This is a genomic window from Microbacterium caowuchunii, from assembly GCF_008727755.1.
Lineage (GTDB): Bacteria > Actinomycetota > Actinomycetes > Actinomycetales > Microbacteriaceae > Microbacterium > Microbacterium caowuchunii.
Map to the genome: position 1 here is coordinate 1,254,877 of NZ_CP044231.1, position 15,512 is coordinate 1,270,388.

The following is a 15,512-nucleotide window of genomic DNA, read 5'->3' on the forward strand; positions in this document are numbered from 1 at the left end:
CGGGGGCGCTCACTCCTCGGGACGCACCTCGGCGGGCGACTTGTCCGGGCGTAGTCCCCGCCAGCGCGCGTGACGCAGCCGGCCGTCGGGGGTCGTCTCGGCGAAGGCGACCTCGCCCACGAGTTCGGGGCGCACCCAGTCCGCGTCCGATGCGTCCGCATCCGGGACGTCCATGAACGGTGTGCTGTCGCTGCGCAGTGGTGCGAGCAGCTCGTCCAGCCGGCGGAGGGTGCGCTCGTCGAAGCCCGAGCCCACCCGCCCGACGTAGCGCAGGCCGTCGGGGCCGGGGATGCCCATGAGGAGGGACCCGATCGTGCCGGAACGGCCGCCTCGGCCGGGGCGGATCCCGCCGATCACGATCTCCTGCGTGCGGATGTGCTTGACCTTGAGCCAGTCGCCGCTGCGCTGGCCGGGGCGGTAGGTGCTGTCCGGGTTCTTGACGACGACGCCCTCCAGATCGAACGCGGCGCTGGCGCGCAGCGCCGCATCCACGTCGTCGAATGCGGGCGGCACCGTGAAAGGGCCGGACGCATCCGCCAGGCGCTCCTCGAGCAGGGCGCGTCGCTCCCGGAGCGGACGGCTGGTGAGGTCGGCACCGGACGAGGAGAGCAGGTCGAAGACCGCGAAGCGGACGGGGACGCGCTCCGCTTGCACGCGGATCTCGGCGGCGCGGGTGAGGTGCATCCTGTTCTGCAGGAGGGTGAAACTCGGTCGGCCCTCGGCATCGAAGGCGACGATCTCGCCGTCGACGACGGCCGGCGCGTCGCCGAGGAACGTGGCGGCGCCGGTCACCTCCGGATAGCGGGCGGTGATGTCGGTACCGCTGCGGGCGCGCAGGAGGAGCCGGGCACCGTCCCAGAACCCGAGGGCACGGATGCCGTCCCACTTGATCTCCGCCCACTGAGCCGACCACCGTCGCGCGCTGCTGCGCGCGAGCGCGGGCGAGGCGTTCTCGGCGAGCATGGGGCGCAGCCGGGCGGGGGTGAGGCGTGAGTCCGGATCGGATGCGGGCGCCGTCGCCGGTGGCGGGGCGGCGGCGCTGTCCCGTGCGGGCGGCTCCCCATCCGCCGTCTTCATGCGGTGCAGCAGCCAGCTGGATTTCTCGCCCTCGCCGTCGGTGCGGATGAGGGCCAGACGGGCTCGCCCGAGCGGCCCGTCCGGGCGCCCGGCGAGGGTGAAGATGATCTCGTCGTCGCGCCATTTCTCGAGCTCGTAGGAGCCGTCGTCCCAGATGGTGACCGTGCCGGCCCCGTACTCGCCGCGCGGGATGGTGCCCTCGAAGCCGCCGTAGGAGAGGGGGTGGTCCTCGGTCATCACCGCGAGGTGGTTGCGGCTCGCCGACGCCGGGACGCCCTTGGGCACGGCCCAGCTGACGAACACCCCGTCGCGCTCAAGGCGCAGGTCGTAGTGCAGCCGCCGGGCGTGGTGCTCCTGGATGACGAAGCGCGGCGCGCCGCCCGGTGGCCACGGATCGGCATGCGGATGGTCGGGGACGGGCTCGGGGGTGCGGTCGGCGGAGCGCTTGGCGAGGTAGGTGCGCAACGGTGCGCGCTCCGCGACCCGCTCTCCGCCCCGGAATCCCAGCGCCGACAGCGGGTCGCCCATGCGCTCCGCGCGCTCGAGCACCGCGGTGAACTCGAGCTGGGCCAGCTCGGGGGAGTCGAGCTCGTCCCAGGTGCGGGGCGCGGCGACGGTCGGACGCTCGCGTCCGCGCAGGGAGTACGGGGCGATCGTCGTCTTCTTGCCGTTGTTCTGGCTCCAGTCGACGAACACCTTGCCGGGCCGGGCCGCCTTCGACATGGCACTGACCACGAGGTCGGGGTGGTCGGCTTCGAGCGAGCGGGCGAGCTCCCGGGCCAGCGCCGACACGGAATCGCTCGTCTGCCCGGCCGGGACCGGGCTGTACAGGTGGATGCCTTTGCTGCCGCTGGTGACCGGGAGCGGCGGCATCCCGATGTCCTCGAGCGTGCGGCGGGCCCAGCGCGCGACCTCCGCGCACGCGGCGAGGTCGACGCCCTCCCCGGGGTCGAGATCCAGGACGAGACGGTCGGGCGGGCCGGGCAGGGCGTCCGCGGTGAACCGCCATTGCGGCGTGTGCAGCTCGAGGCTCGCGGTCTGGGCGAGCCAGACCAGCGTCGGCACATCCTCGACGAGGGGATAGGACTTCGTCCCGGTGGAATGCTCGATCCCCGTCCGGCGCACCCACTCGGGTGCGCTGCTCTCGAGATCCTTTGCGAAGAACGACGATCCCGGATGCGCGGCGTCGCCGACACCGTCCGGCCAGCGTTTACGGGTCACCGGACGACCCTCCAGGTGGGGGAGCATGAGCGGGGCGATGCGGACGTAATAGTCCACGACCTCCGCCTTGGTGGTCCCGGTCACCGGATACAGGATCTTGTCGAGGCGACTGAGGCGGATGCGGCGTCCCCCGACCGTCACGGTCTGCTGCTCCTGCGCCATGTCGACCATCATGCCGCCAGGATGCAAGCCCTAGCCACGGGTGGACGTTCCGGTGTGTACTGGCCAGCATGAGGTCGATCTGGAAGGGCGCGTTGACGTTCGGCCTCGTCAACGTGCCGGTGAAGGTGTACGCGGCCACGGAGGATCACGACGTCTCGCTGCACCAGGTGCATGAGAAGGACGGCGGCCGGATCCGGTATCAGCGCACGTGCGAGATCTGCGGCGAGGTCGTCGCCTACAAGGACATAGATCGCGCCTACGACGACGGGGATCGGACGGTGGTGCTCACGAAGGAGGACATCGCGGCGCTGCCGGCCGAGAAGTCGCGGGAGATCACGGTCGTCGAGTTCGTGCCCAGCGAGCAGGTCGATCCCATCACGTTCGACCGTGCCTACTTCCTCGAGCCGGATTCGTCGTCGCCGAAGGCGTACGTGCTCCTGCGGCAGACCCTGGAGCAGACCGATCGCACCGCGATCGTGCAGTTCTCGCTGCGCCAGAAGACGCGCCTGGCGGCGCTCCGGGTGCGAGGAGACGTCCTGGTGCTGCAGACGCTGCTCTGGGCGGACGAGGTGCGTGCAGCGCAGTTCCCCGCGCTGGACGAATCGGTGACGATCTCGGACAAGGAGATGAAGCTGTCGTCGGCGTTGGTGGACAGCTTCTCCTCGGACTTCGACCCGTCGGAGTTCCACGACGACTACCAGGAGGAGTTGCGCACCCTCATCGAGGCGAAGCTGGAGAAGGGCGAGAGCATCGATACCGCGGAGACGTTCGGCGAGCGGGCGGAGGAGGAGTCCGGCGGCGAGGTCATCGACCTCATGGAGGCGCTGCGCGCGAGCGTGGAACGCAGCCGCGGGGGCGCGTCCTCCGACGACAAGCCGGCGAAGAAGCCCGCCAAGAAGTCCAAGAAGGCGTCGTAGTCCGGCATCCGCCGGTCGGGTCGTGGGTCGGCGCGGCGCGGCGGGCCCGGCTCAGCGAGTGGGGCCGTCGGTGTCTTCCCGGGGGTCGAACACATCCTCGTCCAGGGCGAGCGCACGCGCCTCGGCGGAATCGATGACGCCGTCGTCGATGCCCTCGGCGATCTCGCGGCGGACCTTCGCGCGCTCGCGGAAGTAGTGCCAGATGGTGACGGCCGCCGTGATGACGACCACGCCGATGAGGATGACGTCGATGTACTCCGTGACGATGTCGCGGATCCAGGGCACGAAGCCGATGGCGTACCCGAGCATGGTGAGGCCGACGCCCCAGATGACGGCGCCGATCAGGTTGTACAGCGAGTACTTGCGCCACGGCATGTGGCCGACTCCTGCGGCGACCGGCGCGAAGGTGCGCACGATCGGGACGAATCGGGCGAGGATCACGGTCAGACCGCCGAAGCGCTCGAAGAACGCGTTCGTCCGCTCGACGTTCTTCTTGCTGAACAGCCCCGATTCCTTGCGTTCGAAGATCGCCGGACCGGCTTTGTGCCCGATCAGGTATCCGACTTCACCGCCGATGAAGGCGGAGAGGCCTATCGACAGCGCCACGATCCAGACGTTGACGCCGAAGATGCCGTTCGCAGCGACCGCCGTACTGTGCGACAGGAGTCCCGCGATGACCAGGAGCGTGTCGCCCGGCAGGAGGAACCCGACCAGAAGGCCGGTCTCGGCGAAGACGATGAAGCACACGACGACGAGTGCCCAGGGGCCGGCGGCCTCGATGATCGTCTGCGGGTCGAGCCAGGGGATGAGTCCAGTGGTGTGCAAAGCGGTCCCGTCGGTGCGGTGTTCGGCGGAGGAGCACAGGAACGTCTGCCCCCGTACCCCGTGCGGAAGGTGGGACTTGAACCCACACGCCCGAAGGCACAGGAACCTAAATCCTGCGTGTCTGCCAATTCCACCACTCCCGCGGGTCTGATCAGTCTAACCAGCAGGAGTTGGTCGATTACGGCACTGTGACGCGACCGGGCGTCCGGCCGGGCGGGGGCGCCGGCCGCTCGGCTCCGGTGGACCGCGAAGTCACTCGGAATCGTCGTCGTTCACGCGCGCGGCCACCCGGTCGGCCTTGCGCGTGCCGACGATGCGGGAGATCGAGAGTGCGGCGAGGCCCGCGACGAAGAGCGTCCAGGCCGCGACCCAGTTCTGAGCCGCGAGCGCGACACCGGTCGTCGCGAGGACACCCGTCGACGTGGCGGGGAGCTGGTACATGGGAAACCTTTCTGTGTCGGGGCGTCGTCCGAGGGCGACGCGTGCGTGTGCGCGGCGTCGGAGGACGTCGCATCAGGATGCGAGCGGTGCGCGAGCGGCGGTCACGTGGTTCCACGAGGTGTCGCGGCGCAGCATCGCCAGCCAGACGGCGTGCACGAACGCCGTCTGCAGGGCGAGGTCGTAGAAGATCTCGGGGATGACGGCGGCGGTCACCAGCCGTCCTTTCGGGCCAGCCGGCCAGACCGAGAGGATGCGCTCCACGACGAAGACGGCACCGAGGGCCAGCCAGAACGGCTGGAACGCGAAGGAACCCGCCGCGATGGAGAGCGCCGTCAGGACGATCAGCATCGCGATGGTGATGATGCCGGTCCCGATCATGAACTGCTGTCCGAAGTAGCGCAGCGTCACGGGCGACGGCCCGTAGGAGCGCAGGTTGTCCAGCATGCCCTTGTACCACCGCACGCGCTGCCGGTGCAGGTCGACCCAGGTCGGCATGAGCTCCGTGTAGCACTCGCACTCCAGCGGGGCGACGAGCCGCCATCCGCGCGTCTTCAGCGCGAGCGTCAGTTCGGAGTCCTCGGTGATCGCACCGCGGTCGTAGACGTCGCCGCGGACACCGGGAAGCTCCGCATCCCGGTGCGCGGCGATGTCGCGCAGGGCGGACAGCCGGAAGAGGGAGGCCGTCCCGGTGACCACCGCGACACGACCGGTGGAGCGGATCTGCGTGCGGTAGCGCTCGTACTCGTTCGCCTGGAACTGCTGCAGCATGCCGGAGGCCAGCTCGCCGAGGAACAGGCCGCTCACCGCGCCGATCCGTTCGTCGCGCGCCATTTCGCGCAGCGCGGTCTCGACGAACCGGGGGGACAGGCGGGTGTCCGCGTCCACCACCAGCACAAAGGTCGGGGGTGAGGAGGCGATCGCGTCGAGCGCCTGGTTGAGTGCGCCCGCCTTGCGGGCCGTGTTGCCCACCGTGCGGAGGACCTGCGCGCCGTGCGCGGCCGCGATGGACTCCGTGGCGTCGGTGCAGTTGTCGGCCACGACGATGACCCGGCCGGGGGCCGCGGTCTGCTCCGACAGCGCATCGAGGGTGGCGCCGATCGCGTCCTCCTCGTTGTGCGCGGGGATCAGCACCGCCAGGTCCCGGTCGTCCACCACCCGCGACGCGGTCCGTGCGGACGTGCTGACGGGCATCGTCATCCGGCTGTGGGTCATGGGGCCGCGGACGACCATCTCCGACCATCTCCTCTGCATCCAGGGGCACCCCTGCGATGCCCCGTCCGGTGTGTTCTGTCTGCGTCTTCCGCCTCTGCGGGCGCATACAGTTCAACGGCCAGGAGGGGTGTTTCCTGCTGCTCCGAGGGAGGACGAGTACGGCGTCAGCAGGCGTGGAGCACGGTCGCCGGGCGCGGCGAGTATCGGCGGGAGCGCCGTGAGTACCGCGGGGATTCAGCGGAGGCGGACTCAGAGGAGGCCGGCGAGCTCGCTGCGGGAGGTGATGCCGAGCTTCCGGAAGATGCGGTAGAGGTGGTTGTCCACCGTGCGCTCGCTGACGACGAGGCGGGCGGCGACGTCGCGGTTGCTCGCACCCTGCGCGATCAGCCGGGCGATCTCGAGTTCGCGGGGGGTCAGATACGCGGCGGGCGCAGCCACCTCCGAGACCAGGAGGCGGCTCTCCTCGCCGCCGTCCTCCATGAGCCGGCGCAGGTGTGCGGACTCCTCGGTCGCTCGGTCCGTCCGCCCCTCGTCGCGGAGGATCCGGATCGCCATGGCGTGCGCCCGTGCACTGTGGAGGATGAGGCCCTCGCGGCGCAGCCGGGCCGCGGCATCGACGAGCAGTTCGGCGGAGTGGAGCAGCGCTCCCTCGATGTAGATGCCGAGCGCCGGCACCAGATCGCCCTGTGCCGCGCGGGCGATCTCGGTGAGTCGGGCAGCACGGTCCGGGTCGACGTGCAGATCGATGATCCTGGCTCCATCGAACACGGCGGCGAGGAAGTTGCCGTCGTCGATGAAGGCCTCGATCCGCTCCCAGGCGCGGCGCGTCGCCTCGTCGGCGGGTACGCCGCGGGCGATCGCGAGGGAGGCGGATGCGGGTTCCGGGCGCGTCATGACGAACGGGCCGCCGGCGAGGTCCAGCTCCGCCAGCTGCGTCAGCATCGCTCTGGCGCTCGGCAGGTTCTTCTCCATCAGGCTCAACGATGCACTGATGGACAGAAGACCGGCCCGTGCCGCGGGGCGCAGGGGCGCGGGGGCATCGAGGGCGAAGACCCCCGTGAGATGGTCTCTCAAGCTCGTCAGCTTTCCCTCCAGATAGAGACCCAGAGCGACGACGTAGGCATGCGGCTCGATCTGCGACCGGTCGAGCATGCCCCGCGCGATGTCCAGCTGGCGGTCCGCGCGAGCCACGGCCCCGCGGATGTCGCCGGCGAAGAGCATGCCGAGGGAGATCAGCGCGTCGGTGTCATAGTGCACGGGGTCGACGGGGACGACGGCGGCGAACTCCTCGCGGGCATCCGTCGTGCGCCCCCCGGCGAGGAGCATCTCCCCGCGCACCATCCGGACGACGTCCGCCGCGCGCAGCGGCGGGAGGTCGACGATCGACCCGTTCCCGTCGACGTTGACGTCGACGTCGACGTCGACGTCGGCGTGCGGATTCGGAGTGCCGGCCTCGGGGACGAGGGGCAGCTCGGGTGCCGTGTCGCTCCCGGTCACCAGGCGTACGTGCTGTGCGGTCGCCGTGAGGATCGCCGCGCCGTGCGGCATCTGCGCGGCGGCGCGGAGGAGGACCGACAGGCCGGCGGGAACGTCGTGCAGGCGGAACGCGCGGAACACGCCCTCCCACGCGCGGATGCGGACGGCCTCGAGCGACGGACGGTCCGACGCACGGGTGCGCTCTGCGGCGAGCACGTGCTCCATCTGCGCGACGGGTGCGCCGTCGTCGAGCAGCGCCTGCAGGTAGAGCAGCGCGGTGGCGTCGGTGGGGTCGCGTTCCCAGTCCGCGCGGCACCGGATCACGCGCGATGCGGTGTGCTCGCGCAGGACCCGCCCGAGGATAGCCGCGGCCTCCGGGGACGACGACCAGCGCATGGGCGTGCTGAGCGCCGGTCGTGCGGGCGGGCGATCGGGCGTCGTCGGGTGGTCGCGGAAGGCGGCCGAGACGAGGTCGGCGGCGGACCGGCCCCGGGCGCTGAGGGCGCGGTGGCGCAGGTGCTCCTCCAGCAGGGGAGGGAACAGGGCGATGACCGAGCGATCGTCCTCGTCGACGAACCGGACGAGGCCGCGGTCGTCGAGAGTGGTCACGATGTGCCAGGGGACGGCCCGTCGGACGGTCGAGACATCCGTGGGCCCCAGCTCCGCCAGTACCCAGAGCGCCTCGCGTTCCGGTTCCGTGAGCCCCGCGGTGAGCCGGCCCACCGGGATCCCCCACGCCGGCGTCCACAGGTCGCGGGCGCCGGACCAGTGCGTGCCCTCGTTCACGAGCTCGCCGGTCCGGCGCGCCTCGACGCAGATCGCCCGGGCGATGCCGGGCAGGCCGCCGGAGAGCGCATAGACCCGTCCGGCCACGTCGGCGTCGATGTCACCGCCCAGGGTGTCGGCGACGAGGCGGTGGATCTCGTCGAACGGCAGCGGCGGGACGGTCACCACGGTCGCGTCCCGGCGCGCCGCGACCGTGCGCAGCGCGCTCGCGTCGTACAGGGGTGGGCGGACGGTGGCGAGGACGGTGATGTCCGCGCGGTCCATGGCTGCGGCGATCACCTGAGCGGAGGTGTCGTCGAGCTGATGGGCATCCGTCAGCAGGATGAGGGCGGGACCCGAGGAGGCGAGTGCCGTCACGGCGTGGACGGCTCCCGCGATGCCGGGGGGAGAGGAGGTGAGCCCGGCGAGCGCAAGGGCGTCGAGGGGACGGGTGCCGGTGTCGGCGGGGCCCGGCACCGTCGCGACCGTCCACCCCTCCTCCTCGACCCTGCGGCGCACGTGCGCGAGGAGGGTACGACGGCCGGAACCGGGGAGGCCGACCAGGACGACACCGGTGCGGGCGGTGATCGCGTCACCGATCACGTCCAGCACAGGGGAACGGGGATCCGGCGTCGGCATCCGACCACTATCGTCCGTGCGACGCCCGGTTGCCAGGGTCTTCGGTCCGGCCTCGGTGCGGTGCGGCACGGGCGTCGAGCCGGTGGACGGACTCCTGCAGCGCGCCGTGCAGCATGACCTCGAGATCGCCGACGACACGGTAGGGGTGCTCGACCATGCCGTTCGCGACCCACCTCAGCAGCACGGCGAGCACCGCCGAGGTGTAGAAGTCGACCACCAGGACGCGGTCCTCCACGCGCACCGGTCCGCCGCCCTGCTCGTCCACCACGGCTTCGGTGACGGGCCGCATCTGCTCGAACAGGAACCGTTCGAGCCCGGACCGGCCCAGGCCGTCGAGGACCCCGAGCGTCGATGCGCGGTTGTCGCGCATGTACCGCATCAACCGGACGAGACCGTCGGCCCACCCCAGCTCGGATGCGAACGTGCGGACCTGCCCGGCGACCTCGGTCTCGAACACCCAGACCGCGAGATGCCGGACGTCGGGGAAGTGGTAGTAGAAAGCCTGACGGGTGATCCCGCAGTCGCGCGTCAGCTCCGTGACCGTCACCTTGTCGAGCGGCTCGGTCCGCAGCCTGGCCTTGAGCGCCGCAGCCAGCGCTTCGCGCGCACCCGCATGCCGGTGCGGATCGGCGGTTCCGTGGGCCATGCCCGACGGTACCACCACGCCTTTCTGGACACATTCGGGAAGTTGTCTAATGACGCGCTGAACAGGGATTTCTATCGTAAATACCACAGACGGCACGCATGCCGCGGGCCGCAGAGCTGGAGGTCCGAAAAATGTTCTTGTACGAATCCATTCCCTGGTATTCCTGGGCGATGTTCGGCGTCGTCCTGGTCGCCCTCATCGCCCTCAACGAGGTGACGCGCCGCTGGAAGTGGGCCGGCATCGGCTTCTTCGTGGTGCTGCCCCTCCTCTTGACCGTCTTCGTATGGCCGACGACGGCCGGTGAAGGGTCGTCCACGGGCACCTGGTTCCACTGGGTGAAGGTGTACTCAGCGCTCATCGGGTGCCTGGGATTCATGCTCATCCGGTACGTCCCGCGGCTGGCGTCCAACCGCTGGATGCTGATGTTCCCGCCGCTCATCCTCGCGATCAACATCGGCGAAGCCGTCATCCGTGACTTCGAGGTCGCGGGTCTGCAGGGCATGCACGATGGTGTCTTCATGGTCGGCGGTCCCTGGAACTACATGAACGCCATCGCCGGGATCCTCAACCTGGTCACCATCTGCGGCTGGGCCGGCATCATCGTGTCGCGCGACAAGTCGAAGGACATGATCTGGCCCGACATGATGTGGTTCTGGATCATCGCGTACGACCTGTGGAACTTCGCCTACGTCTACAACTGCGTCGGCGACCACTCCTTCTACGCCGGTGCGGCGCTGCTCATCTCGTGCACCATCCCCGCGTTCTTCATCAAGAAGGGCGCCTGGCTGCAGCACCGTGCGCACACCCTGGCCCTGTGGATGATGTTCACGATGGCGGTCCCGACCTTCGTCACCTCGTCGCCGTTCGCCGTCGAGTCGTCGCACAACCCGGCCGCCCTGTTCGTCGTGTCGGCCCTGTCGCTCGCAGCCAACATCGCCGTCGCGGCCTACCAGCTGTTCACCATCGTGAAGCGGCACCGCAACCCGCTGCGCGACGAGCTGTACACCGAGCTGCCCCAGTACCGCGAGGTGCGTGAGGCGAACCTCCCGCTCGAGGCGCCGGCCGCCCAGCCGGAGCCCCGGAAGGAGACGGACCGACTGGTCACCGCCTGACCGCCGCCGACACCGGCCCCCGGCCGGAGGAGCAGCGAACACCACGCGCCGTGGCCGAGCCTGACGGGCTCGGCCACGGCGCCGCTGCACATCCGGGGTCATCGAGCCGCCGCCCGCCGTGCCGTGCACAACGGCGGAGATCTCCGGCGCCGCGCCGGTTCGGGATGCGGTGGCCCGGGGTGTCGGGCCTGTTCTCCGTCGTTGTGCGCCCGTTAGCTCCGGCCCGCTCCGGCCCGGCTCCCGTGCACGGTCCCGCTCGGGTCGGTGTGCCGCATCCGCCCCCGGGTGCGCACGGCACGCGGGTCGCATGCACAACGGCGGAGATCCCCGGCGCCGCGCCGGTCGGGGAGGCGGTGGCCCGGGGTGCCGGGCCTGTTCTCCGTCGTTGTGCCCGTCGGTTCGGGCCCGCCGGCCTGCACGCCGAGCGGCCGGAGCGTCGTGCGCGGTGGGCTCGGCGCGGGGCGTTGTGGATAACTTCGGTGGGCCGGTCGCGATCTTGCGAGGATGCTCCCCATGTCCTCGCCTGCCGCAGCCGTTTCGCGAACAGCGACGGGATCGCCGCCGCAGTCCGCCGTGGCGGAACGGGTGCGGGAGCGGCTGCGGGCCGACGGGATCGATCCGACGCGGGATCGGTCGAGCGGGGAGCGACTGGCGCGCGCCGAGGTGCGGCGGCACAACGACGCCGCCCTCGCCCGGGGCCTCGCGACGATCGACGACGAGGACGCCTGCGTCAGCGAGGTGCTCGCGACCGTCGCCGGCTACGGTCCGCTCCAGCCGTTCCTCGACGACCCGACCGTCGAGGAAGTCTGGCTGAACGCACCGGACAAGGTGTTCATCGCGCGCGGCGGCAGGGCCGAGCGGGTGCCGCTCGTGCTGACCGAGTCCACCGTGCATGATCTCGTCGAGCGGATGCTGCACGCGACGGGCCGACGGGTCGATCTGAGTCAGCCGTTCGTCGATGCGTCGCTCCCGGACGGCAGTCGCCTGCACGTCGTGATCGGCGGGATCACCCGTCGGCACTGGGCGGTGAACATCCGCAAGTTCCTGCCGATTTACCGGCGCCTGGCGCAGCTGGTGGGCGCGGGGATGCTGCCCGCCCCCGTGGCGCAGCGGCTCGGGGAGGCCATGCGCGCGGGCCGCAGCATCCTGGTCTCGGGAGCGACCCACGCGGGCAAGACGACGATGCTGGCCGCCTTGATCGCGGAGTGCGCGCCGCACCAGCGCGTCATCACGGTGGAGGAGACCTTCGAACTCGCTGTCGACGCGCACGACATCGTCGGTCTCCAGGGGCGCCAGCCCAGTCTGGAGGGGACCGGTGAGGTCCCGCTGCGGCGGCTCGTGAAGGAAGCGCTGCGGATGCGGCCCGACCGCCTCGTCGTCGGCGAGGTCCGCGACGCCGAAGCGCTGGACCTCCTGCTTGCCCTGAACACCGGTGTGCCGGGGGCCGCCACGATCCATGCGAACTCCGCGCGCGACGCACTGGTGAAGCTGGCGGCGCTGCCGCTCCTGGCGGGGCGCAACATCGACCGCGGCTTCGTCGTGCCGGCGATAGCGGCGAGCGTGCACCTGGTCGTGCACTGCGCACAGGACGCGAGCGGGAAACGGCACGTCGTGGAGGTTGCGGAGACGACGGGCCGCGTCGTCGACGACGCCGTCGAGGCGCGCACGGTCTACCGGTGGGCGCCGTGACGGTGCTGCTCGGCGCCCTGCTCGCGGCAGGTCTTCTGCTCATGCTCGCGCCGCGGCTGTGGCCGGGGCGGTCGGTGCTGCCGGCGCGGCCGCAGCGGGAGAGCGCGCCGGCGCGCCTGCTCGCGGCGGCGGGACTGGCGCACATCGGTCCGGGTGCGCTCGCCGTCGCCTGTGCGACCTCCGGAGCGGTATCGGCGGCTGTGGCCTGGCTGCCCACGCAGGTGCCGGCGTTCTCGCTGCTCGCGGGTCTCGCCGGCGCGGTCGCGCCCGTCGGGTGGCTGCGGGCGCGTGCCCGGCGCCTGATGAAGGTCCGGCGGGGGCTCTGGCCGGACGTGTGCGACCTCCTCGTCGCGTCCGTGCGGGCGGGTCTCGCGCTGCCGGATGCGGTGTCCGCGCTGCAGGCGTCCGCGCCCGCGGTGCTTCGCCCGGCGTTCGCCGTGTACGCGCGCGACCTCGCCGCATCCGGCCACTTCGACGCCAGCCTGGACCGGCTGAAGGCGACCCTCGCCGACCCCGTGGCCGACCGCATCCTGGAGACGCTCCGGATGGCGCGGCAGGTCGGTGGGACCGAGCTCGTTCCGGTGCTGCGATCCCTGTCGGCGTCGGTGCGCGCCGACGCGGCCTTGCGGGCCGAGGTCGAAGCACGCCAGTCCTGGGTGCGTGGCGCCGCCGTCCTCGGAGTGATCGCCCCATGGGTCATCCTCGTGCTGCTGGCGCTGCGGCCGGAGGGCTCCCGCGCCTACAGCAGCCCGGAGGGCGTCGTGCTGATCGTCGTGGGGGCCGCGGTGTCCGTGATCGCGTTCCGGCTCATGCTCCGCGTCGGCCGCCTGCCGGAACCGCGCAGGTGGTTCGCGTGAATCCGCTCACGGTGACGCACCTGGCGTTGTCGCTCGTGCTCGGCGGCGCGTTCGGCGTGGGTGTCGCTCTGCTTCTCTGGGCGACACCGCGCTGGAGTGCGCCCTCACTGTCCCGCCGGGTCGCGCCGTATCTGCGGGACATCGCCGATCCGCGGGGCATGACGCCGCTCGCCGGCACAGGGCGGCTCGGATGGCTGGAAGCGCTGAGCCGGCTGACGGCACGGGTCGGCGGCGGGGATGCCGTGGCGGCTCGTCTCCAACGCGCCGGGTGGCGGATGAGCGCCGACGGCTTCCGGGCCAGGCAGCTCGGATGGGGTCTGGCCGGGCTCGTGGCCGGTGCCGCCCTCGTGGTCGTGCTGGTGGCCAGTGGCGCCGCCACTCCGGCATCCGCCCTCGTCCCGCCGATCGCGGCGGCGGCCGGCGTCGCGGCGTGCGACCTGCGATTGAGTCGCGCCGCGCGGGCGCGTGCGCACCGCGCCGCCGAGGAGCTTCCCACCGTCCTCGAATTCCTCTCACTGTGCCTCTCCGCCGGCGAAGGGGCATTCGACGCCATCCGCCGGGTCGCCACGGTCGGTTCGGGCGAGGTCGTCGCCGAACTGCGGAGGGCTGTCGTCGAGGTGGGCACCGGCGCCTCCCTCACGGACGCGCTCGCACGTGTGGCACGACGGCTCGACACGCCATCCGTGACACGGAGCATCGACCAGATCGTCGCGGCCATCGACCGGGGCGCCCCGCTCGCGCAGGTGTTGCAGGCGCAGGCGACGGACGCGCGGGACGACGCCAAGCGGCAGCTCATCGAGCAGGCGGGGCGCAAGGAGATCTACATGCTGGTGCCGCTGGTCTTCCTGATTCTTCCGCTCAGCGTCCTGATCGCGGTGTTCCCGGGCGTCGTCATGCTGCGGCTGGGGCTCGGATGACCGACCCCCTGAGGAAAAATCCCCCCACAGAAAGGAGAGCGACATGGTCGTTCACATCGCCGACCCGCCCCCGAACCGAACGGAACGCACGCACTGGGGTGCGCTGCTCGATGACGAGCAGGGTGACGTCCCGGGCTGGGTGCTCATCACACTCATGACCGCTGGACTGGTCGTCGTCATCTGGGCCGTTGCGGGTCCCGCGCTGGCGGACCTCTTCCAACAGGCGATCGCGCGCGTCTCCGGCCTCTGATCCGCCCATGACCCGCACGCTGCGCCGATTGCTCGACGACGAGCGCGGCTCGGCCCCCGTCGAGTTCGTGCTCGTCGGCACGCTCCTCACGATGCTCACCCTCGGGGTGCTGCAGTTCGGCTTCGCCGTGTACGTGCGCAACGTCGTCCACGATGCGGCAGTCGAGGGCGCCTACCACGCGGCGCTCGCGGACACGACGCCGGCGCAGGGCGCCGAGCGGACGCGGGCGGTCATCGAACGGGCGGTGGGCAGCGGTTACGGCGTCGACGTTCGGGTCGGCGAGGACGGGGTGCTCGGGTACCCCGCCGTGCGGGTCACCGTCGCGGCCACCCTGCCGCTCGCGGGACTGCTCGGGGTGCCCCGTGGACTGGAGGTGCAGGCGCATGCGCCGATCGAGAGCTTCGACTGATCAGGCGGCTGCCCGCGGTGGCGTCCGTGGCGCGCTCGCCGGGGAGGACGGGTCCGCGTCCCTCGAGTTCATCGTCGGGGGAGTGCTGCTGCTGGTCCCGATCGTGTACCTGATGCTGGCGCTCGGCACGATCCAGGCGCAGTCGCTGGGCGTCGAGGCGGCGGCCCGGCATACCGCGCGGGCGATCTCGACGGCGACGGACGCCGCGGACGCCGCGGGCCGGGCCGAGCGCGTGCTGGCCTCCGTCATCGATGAGTACGGGCTCGACCCGGACGGGGTGCAGTTCCGCTGGACGTGCGCGGATGCAGCGGGCGACTGCCCGTCGGCCGGCGCGAGCCTCGTGGTGACGGTCGCCGCACGGGTCCCGCTCCCGTTCATGCCGCCGGTGTTCGACCTCGATCGCATCGGCTCGGTCCCGGTGGAAGCATCCGCCGTGCAGAAGGTCTCCCGGTTCTGGGTGGGCGGGTCATGAGGACCGTCCGGCGGGGCATCCGCGAGGAGGAGGGCACGATCCTCCCGCTCGTGCTGGGCTATGCGCTGCTGGCGCTCGCCGCAGTGTTCGTCTGCGTCTGCGCGACCGACCTCTATCTCGCGCAGAAGCGCCTGGACGGGCTGGCGGATGCCGCGGCGCTCGCCGGAGCGGATGGGTTCACGCTCGTGGTCGAGGACGGTGCGCCCCGCGCCGAGCTGACGTCGGCCGGCGTGCACGAGCAGGCCTCGGCGCTGTTCGCGACGGCGTCGATCGACGCCGCACTGGTGTCTGCGACCACGCCCGACGGTGTCTCGGCCCGCGTGGTCGCCGCAGCGGTGTGGCATCCGCCTGTCGTGTCCCTCTTCGTTCCCGAGGGCGTGCCGCTGCAGGCGACCGCGACGAGCCGCACCGCCCTGAGGTGACCC

General features: G+C 71.4%; 15 protein-coding genes and 1 tRNA gene. 9 read left to right on the plus strand and 7 right to left on the minus strand.

All coding sequences use genetic code 11. From position 1 onward, the window contains the following. Nucleotides 1–9: 9 nt before the first annotated feature. Nucleotides 10–2,472: an ATP-dependent DNA ligase gene (locus F6J84_RS05925; RefSeq protein WP_238702614.1), complete on the minus strand. Its 2,463-nt coding sequence runs from the start codon at nucleotides 2,470–2,472 to the stop codon at nucleotides 10–12. A gap of 56 nt (nucleotides 2,473–2,528) precedes the next feature. On the opposite strand from F6J84_RS05925, the gene ku reads away from it, so the two are divergent. After that, nucleotides 2,529–3,377, plus strand: a complete 849-nt coding sequence (gene ku, locus F6J84_RS05930) for a non-homologous end joining protein Ku (RefSeq protein WP_150972169.1) — start codon at nucleotides 2,529–2,531, stop codon at nucleotides 3,375–3,377. A gap of 51 nt (nucleotides 3,378–3,428) precedes the next feature. On the opposite strand, the gene F6J84_RS05935 is transcribed toward ku, so the two are convergent. From F6J84_RS05935 to F6J84_RS05960, 6 genes are all read right to left on the minus strand, one after another. Then, on the minus strand, nucleotides 3,429–4,202 hold the full coding sequence (locus F6J84_RS05935) for a DedA family protein (RefSeq protein WP_150972171.1): 774 nt from the start codon (nucleotides 4,200–4,202) through the stop codon (nucleotides 3,429–3,431). Nucleotides 4,203–4,263: 61 nt separating this feature from the next. Further along, nucleotides 4,264–4,345, minus strand: a tRNA-Leu gene (locus F6J84_RS05940). A 109-nt stretch (nucleotides 4,346–4,454) separates the two neighbouring features. Further along, nucleotides 4,455–4,643 (minus strand): hypothetical protein, encoded by a 189-nt coding sequence (locus tag F6J84_RS05945; RefSeq protein ID WP_150972173.1) that lies wholly within the window; start codon nucleotides 4,641–4,643, stop codon nucleotides 4,455–4,457. 72 nt (nucleotides 4,644–4,715) lie between these two features. Next, nucleotides 4,716–5,894, minus strand: coding sequence for a glycosyltransferase family 2 protein (locus F6J84_RS05950; RefSeq protein ID WP_202980475.1), 1,179 nt, complete (start codon nucleotides 5,892–5,894; stop codon nucleotides 4,716–4,718). 210 nt (nucleotides 5,895–6,104) lie between these two features. Beyond that, nucleotides 6,105–8,735 (minus strand): helix-turn-helix transcriptional regulator, encoded by a 2,631-nt coding sequence (locus tag F6J84_RS05955; RefSeq protein ID WP_150972175.1) that lies wholly within the window; start codon nucleotides 8,733–8,735, stop codon nucleotides 6,105–6,107. A 7-nt stretch (nucleotides 8,736–8,742) separates the two neighbouring features. After that, nucleotides 8,743–9,381, minus strand: coding sequence for a TetR-like C-terminal domain-containing protein (locus tag F6J84_RS05960; protein ID WP_150972177.1), 639 nt, complete (start codon nucleotides 9,379–9,381; stop codon nucleotides 8,743–8,745). A 131-nt stretch (nucleotides 9,382–9,512) separates the two neighbouring features. Between F6J84_RS05960 and F6J84_RS05965 the strand changes: the two genes are divergently transcribed. The 8 genes from F6J84_RS05965 to F6J84_RS06000 all read left to right on the plus strand — a co-directional run bounded on the left by F6J84_RS05965 (nucleotide 9,513) and on the right by F6J84_RS06000 (nucleotide 15,509). Beyond that, nucleotides 9,513–10,493 carry a DUF5692 family protein gene (locus F6J84_RS05965; RefSeq protein WP_150972179.1) on the plus strand — a complete coding sequence of 327 codons (981 nt, stop codon included), beginning with the start codon at nucleotides 9,513–9,515 and terminating at the stop codon, nucleotides 10,491–10,493. A 513-nt stretch (nucleotides 10,494–11,006) separates the two neighbouring features. Beyond that, complete coding sequence (locus tag F6J84_RS05970) at nucleotides 11,007–12,182, plus strand: TadA family conjugal transfer-associated ATPase (RefSeq protein WP_238702616.1); 1,176 nt, start codon at nucleotides 11,007–11,009, stop codon at nucleotides 12,180–12,182. Further along, complete coding sequence (locus F6J84_RS05975) at nucleotides 12,170–13,039, plus strand: type II secretion system F family protein (RefSeq protein ID WP_420846179.1); 870 nt, start codon at nucleotides 12,170–12,172, stop codon at nucleotides 13,037–13,039. Before F6J84_RS05970 ends, F6J84_RS05975 begins: the two co-directional genes overlap by 13 nt. Continuing rightward, nucleotides 13,036–13,956: a type II secretion system F family protein gene (locus F6J84_RS05980; protein ID WP_150972183.1), complete on the plus strand. Its 921-nt coding sequence runs from the start codon at nucleotides 13,036–13,038 to the stop codon at nucleotides 13,954–13,956. Before F6J84_RS05975 ends, F6J84_RS05980 begins: the two co-directional genes overlap by 4 nt. Before the next feature lie 43 nt (nucleotides 13,957–13,999). Beyond that, complete coding sequence (locus F6J84_RS05985) at nucleotides 14,000–14,206, plus strand: hypothetical protein (RefSeq protein ID WP_150972186.1); 207 nt, start codon at nucleotides 14,000–14,002, stop codon at nucleotides 14,204–14,206. A 7-nt stretch (nucleotides 14,207–14,213) separates the two neighbouring features. Further along, nucleotides 14,214–14,615, plus strand: a complete 402-nt coding sequence (locus F6J84_RS05990; protein WP_191905765.1) for a TadE/TadG family type IV pilus assembly protein — start codon at nucleotides 14,214–14,216, stop codon at nucleotides 14,613–14,615. Then, nucleotides 14,590–15,087, plus strand: a complete 498-nt coding sequence (locus F6J84_RS05995; protein ID WP_150972188.1) for a TadE family protein — start codon at nucleotides 14,590–14,592, stop codon at nucleotides 15,085–15,087. The genes F6J84_RS05990 and F6J84_RS05995 overlap by 26 nt, the downstream gene beginning before the upstream one ends. After that, nucleotides 15,084–15,509 carry a hypothetical protein gene (locus tag F6J84_RS06000; RefSeq protein ID WP_150972190.1) on the plus strand — a complete coding sequence of 142 codons (426 nt, stop codon included), beginning with the start codon at nucleotides 15,084–15,086 and terminating at the stop codon, nucleotides 15,507–15,509. Before F6J84_RS05995 ends, F6J84_RS06000 begins: the two co-directional genes overlap by 4 nt. Nucleotides 15,510–15,512: the final 3 nt, after the last annotated feature.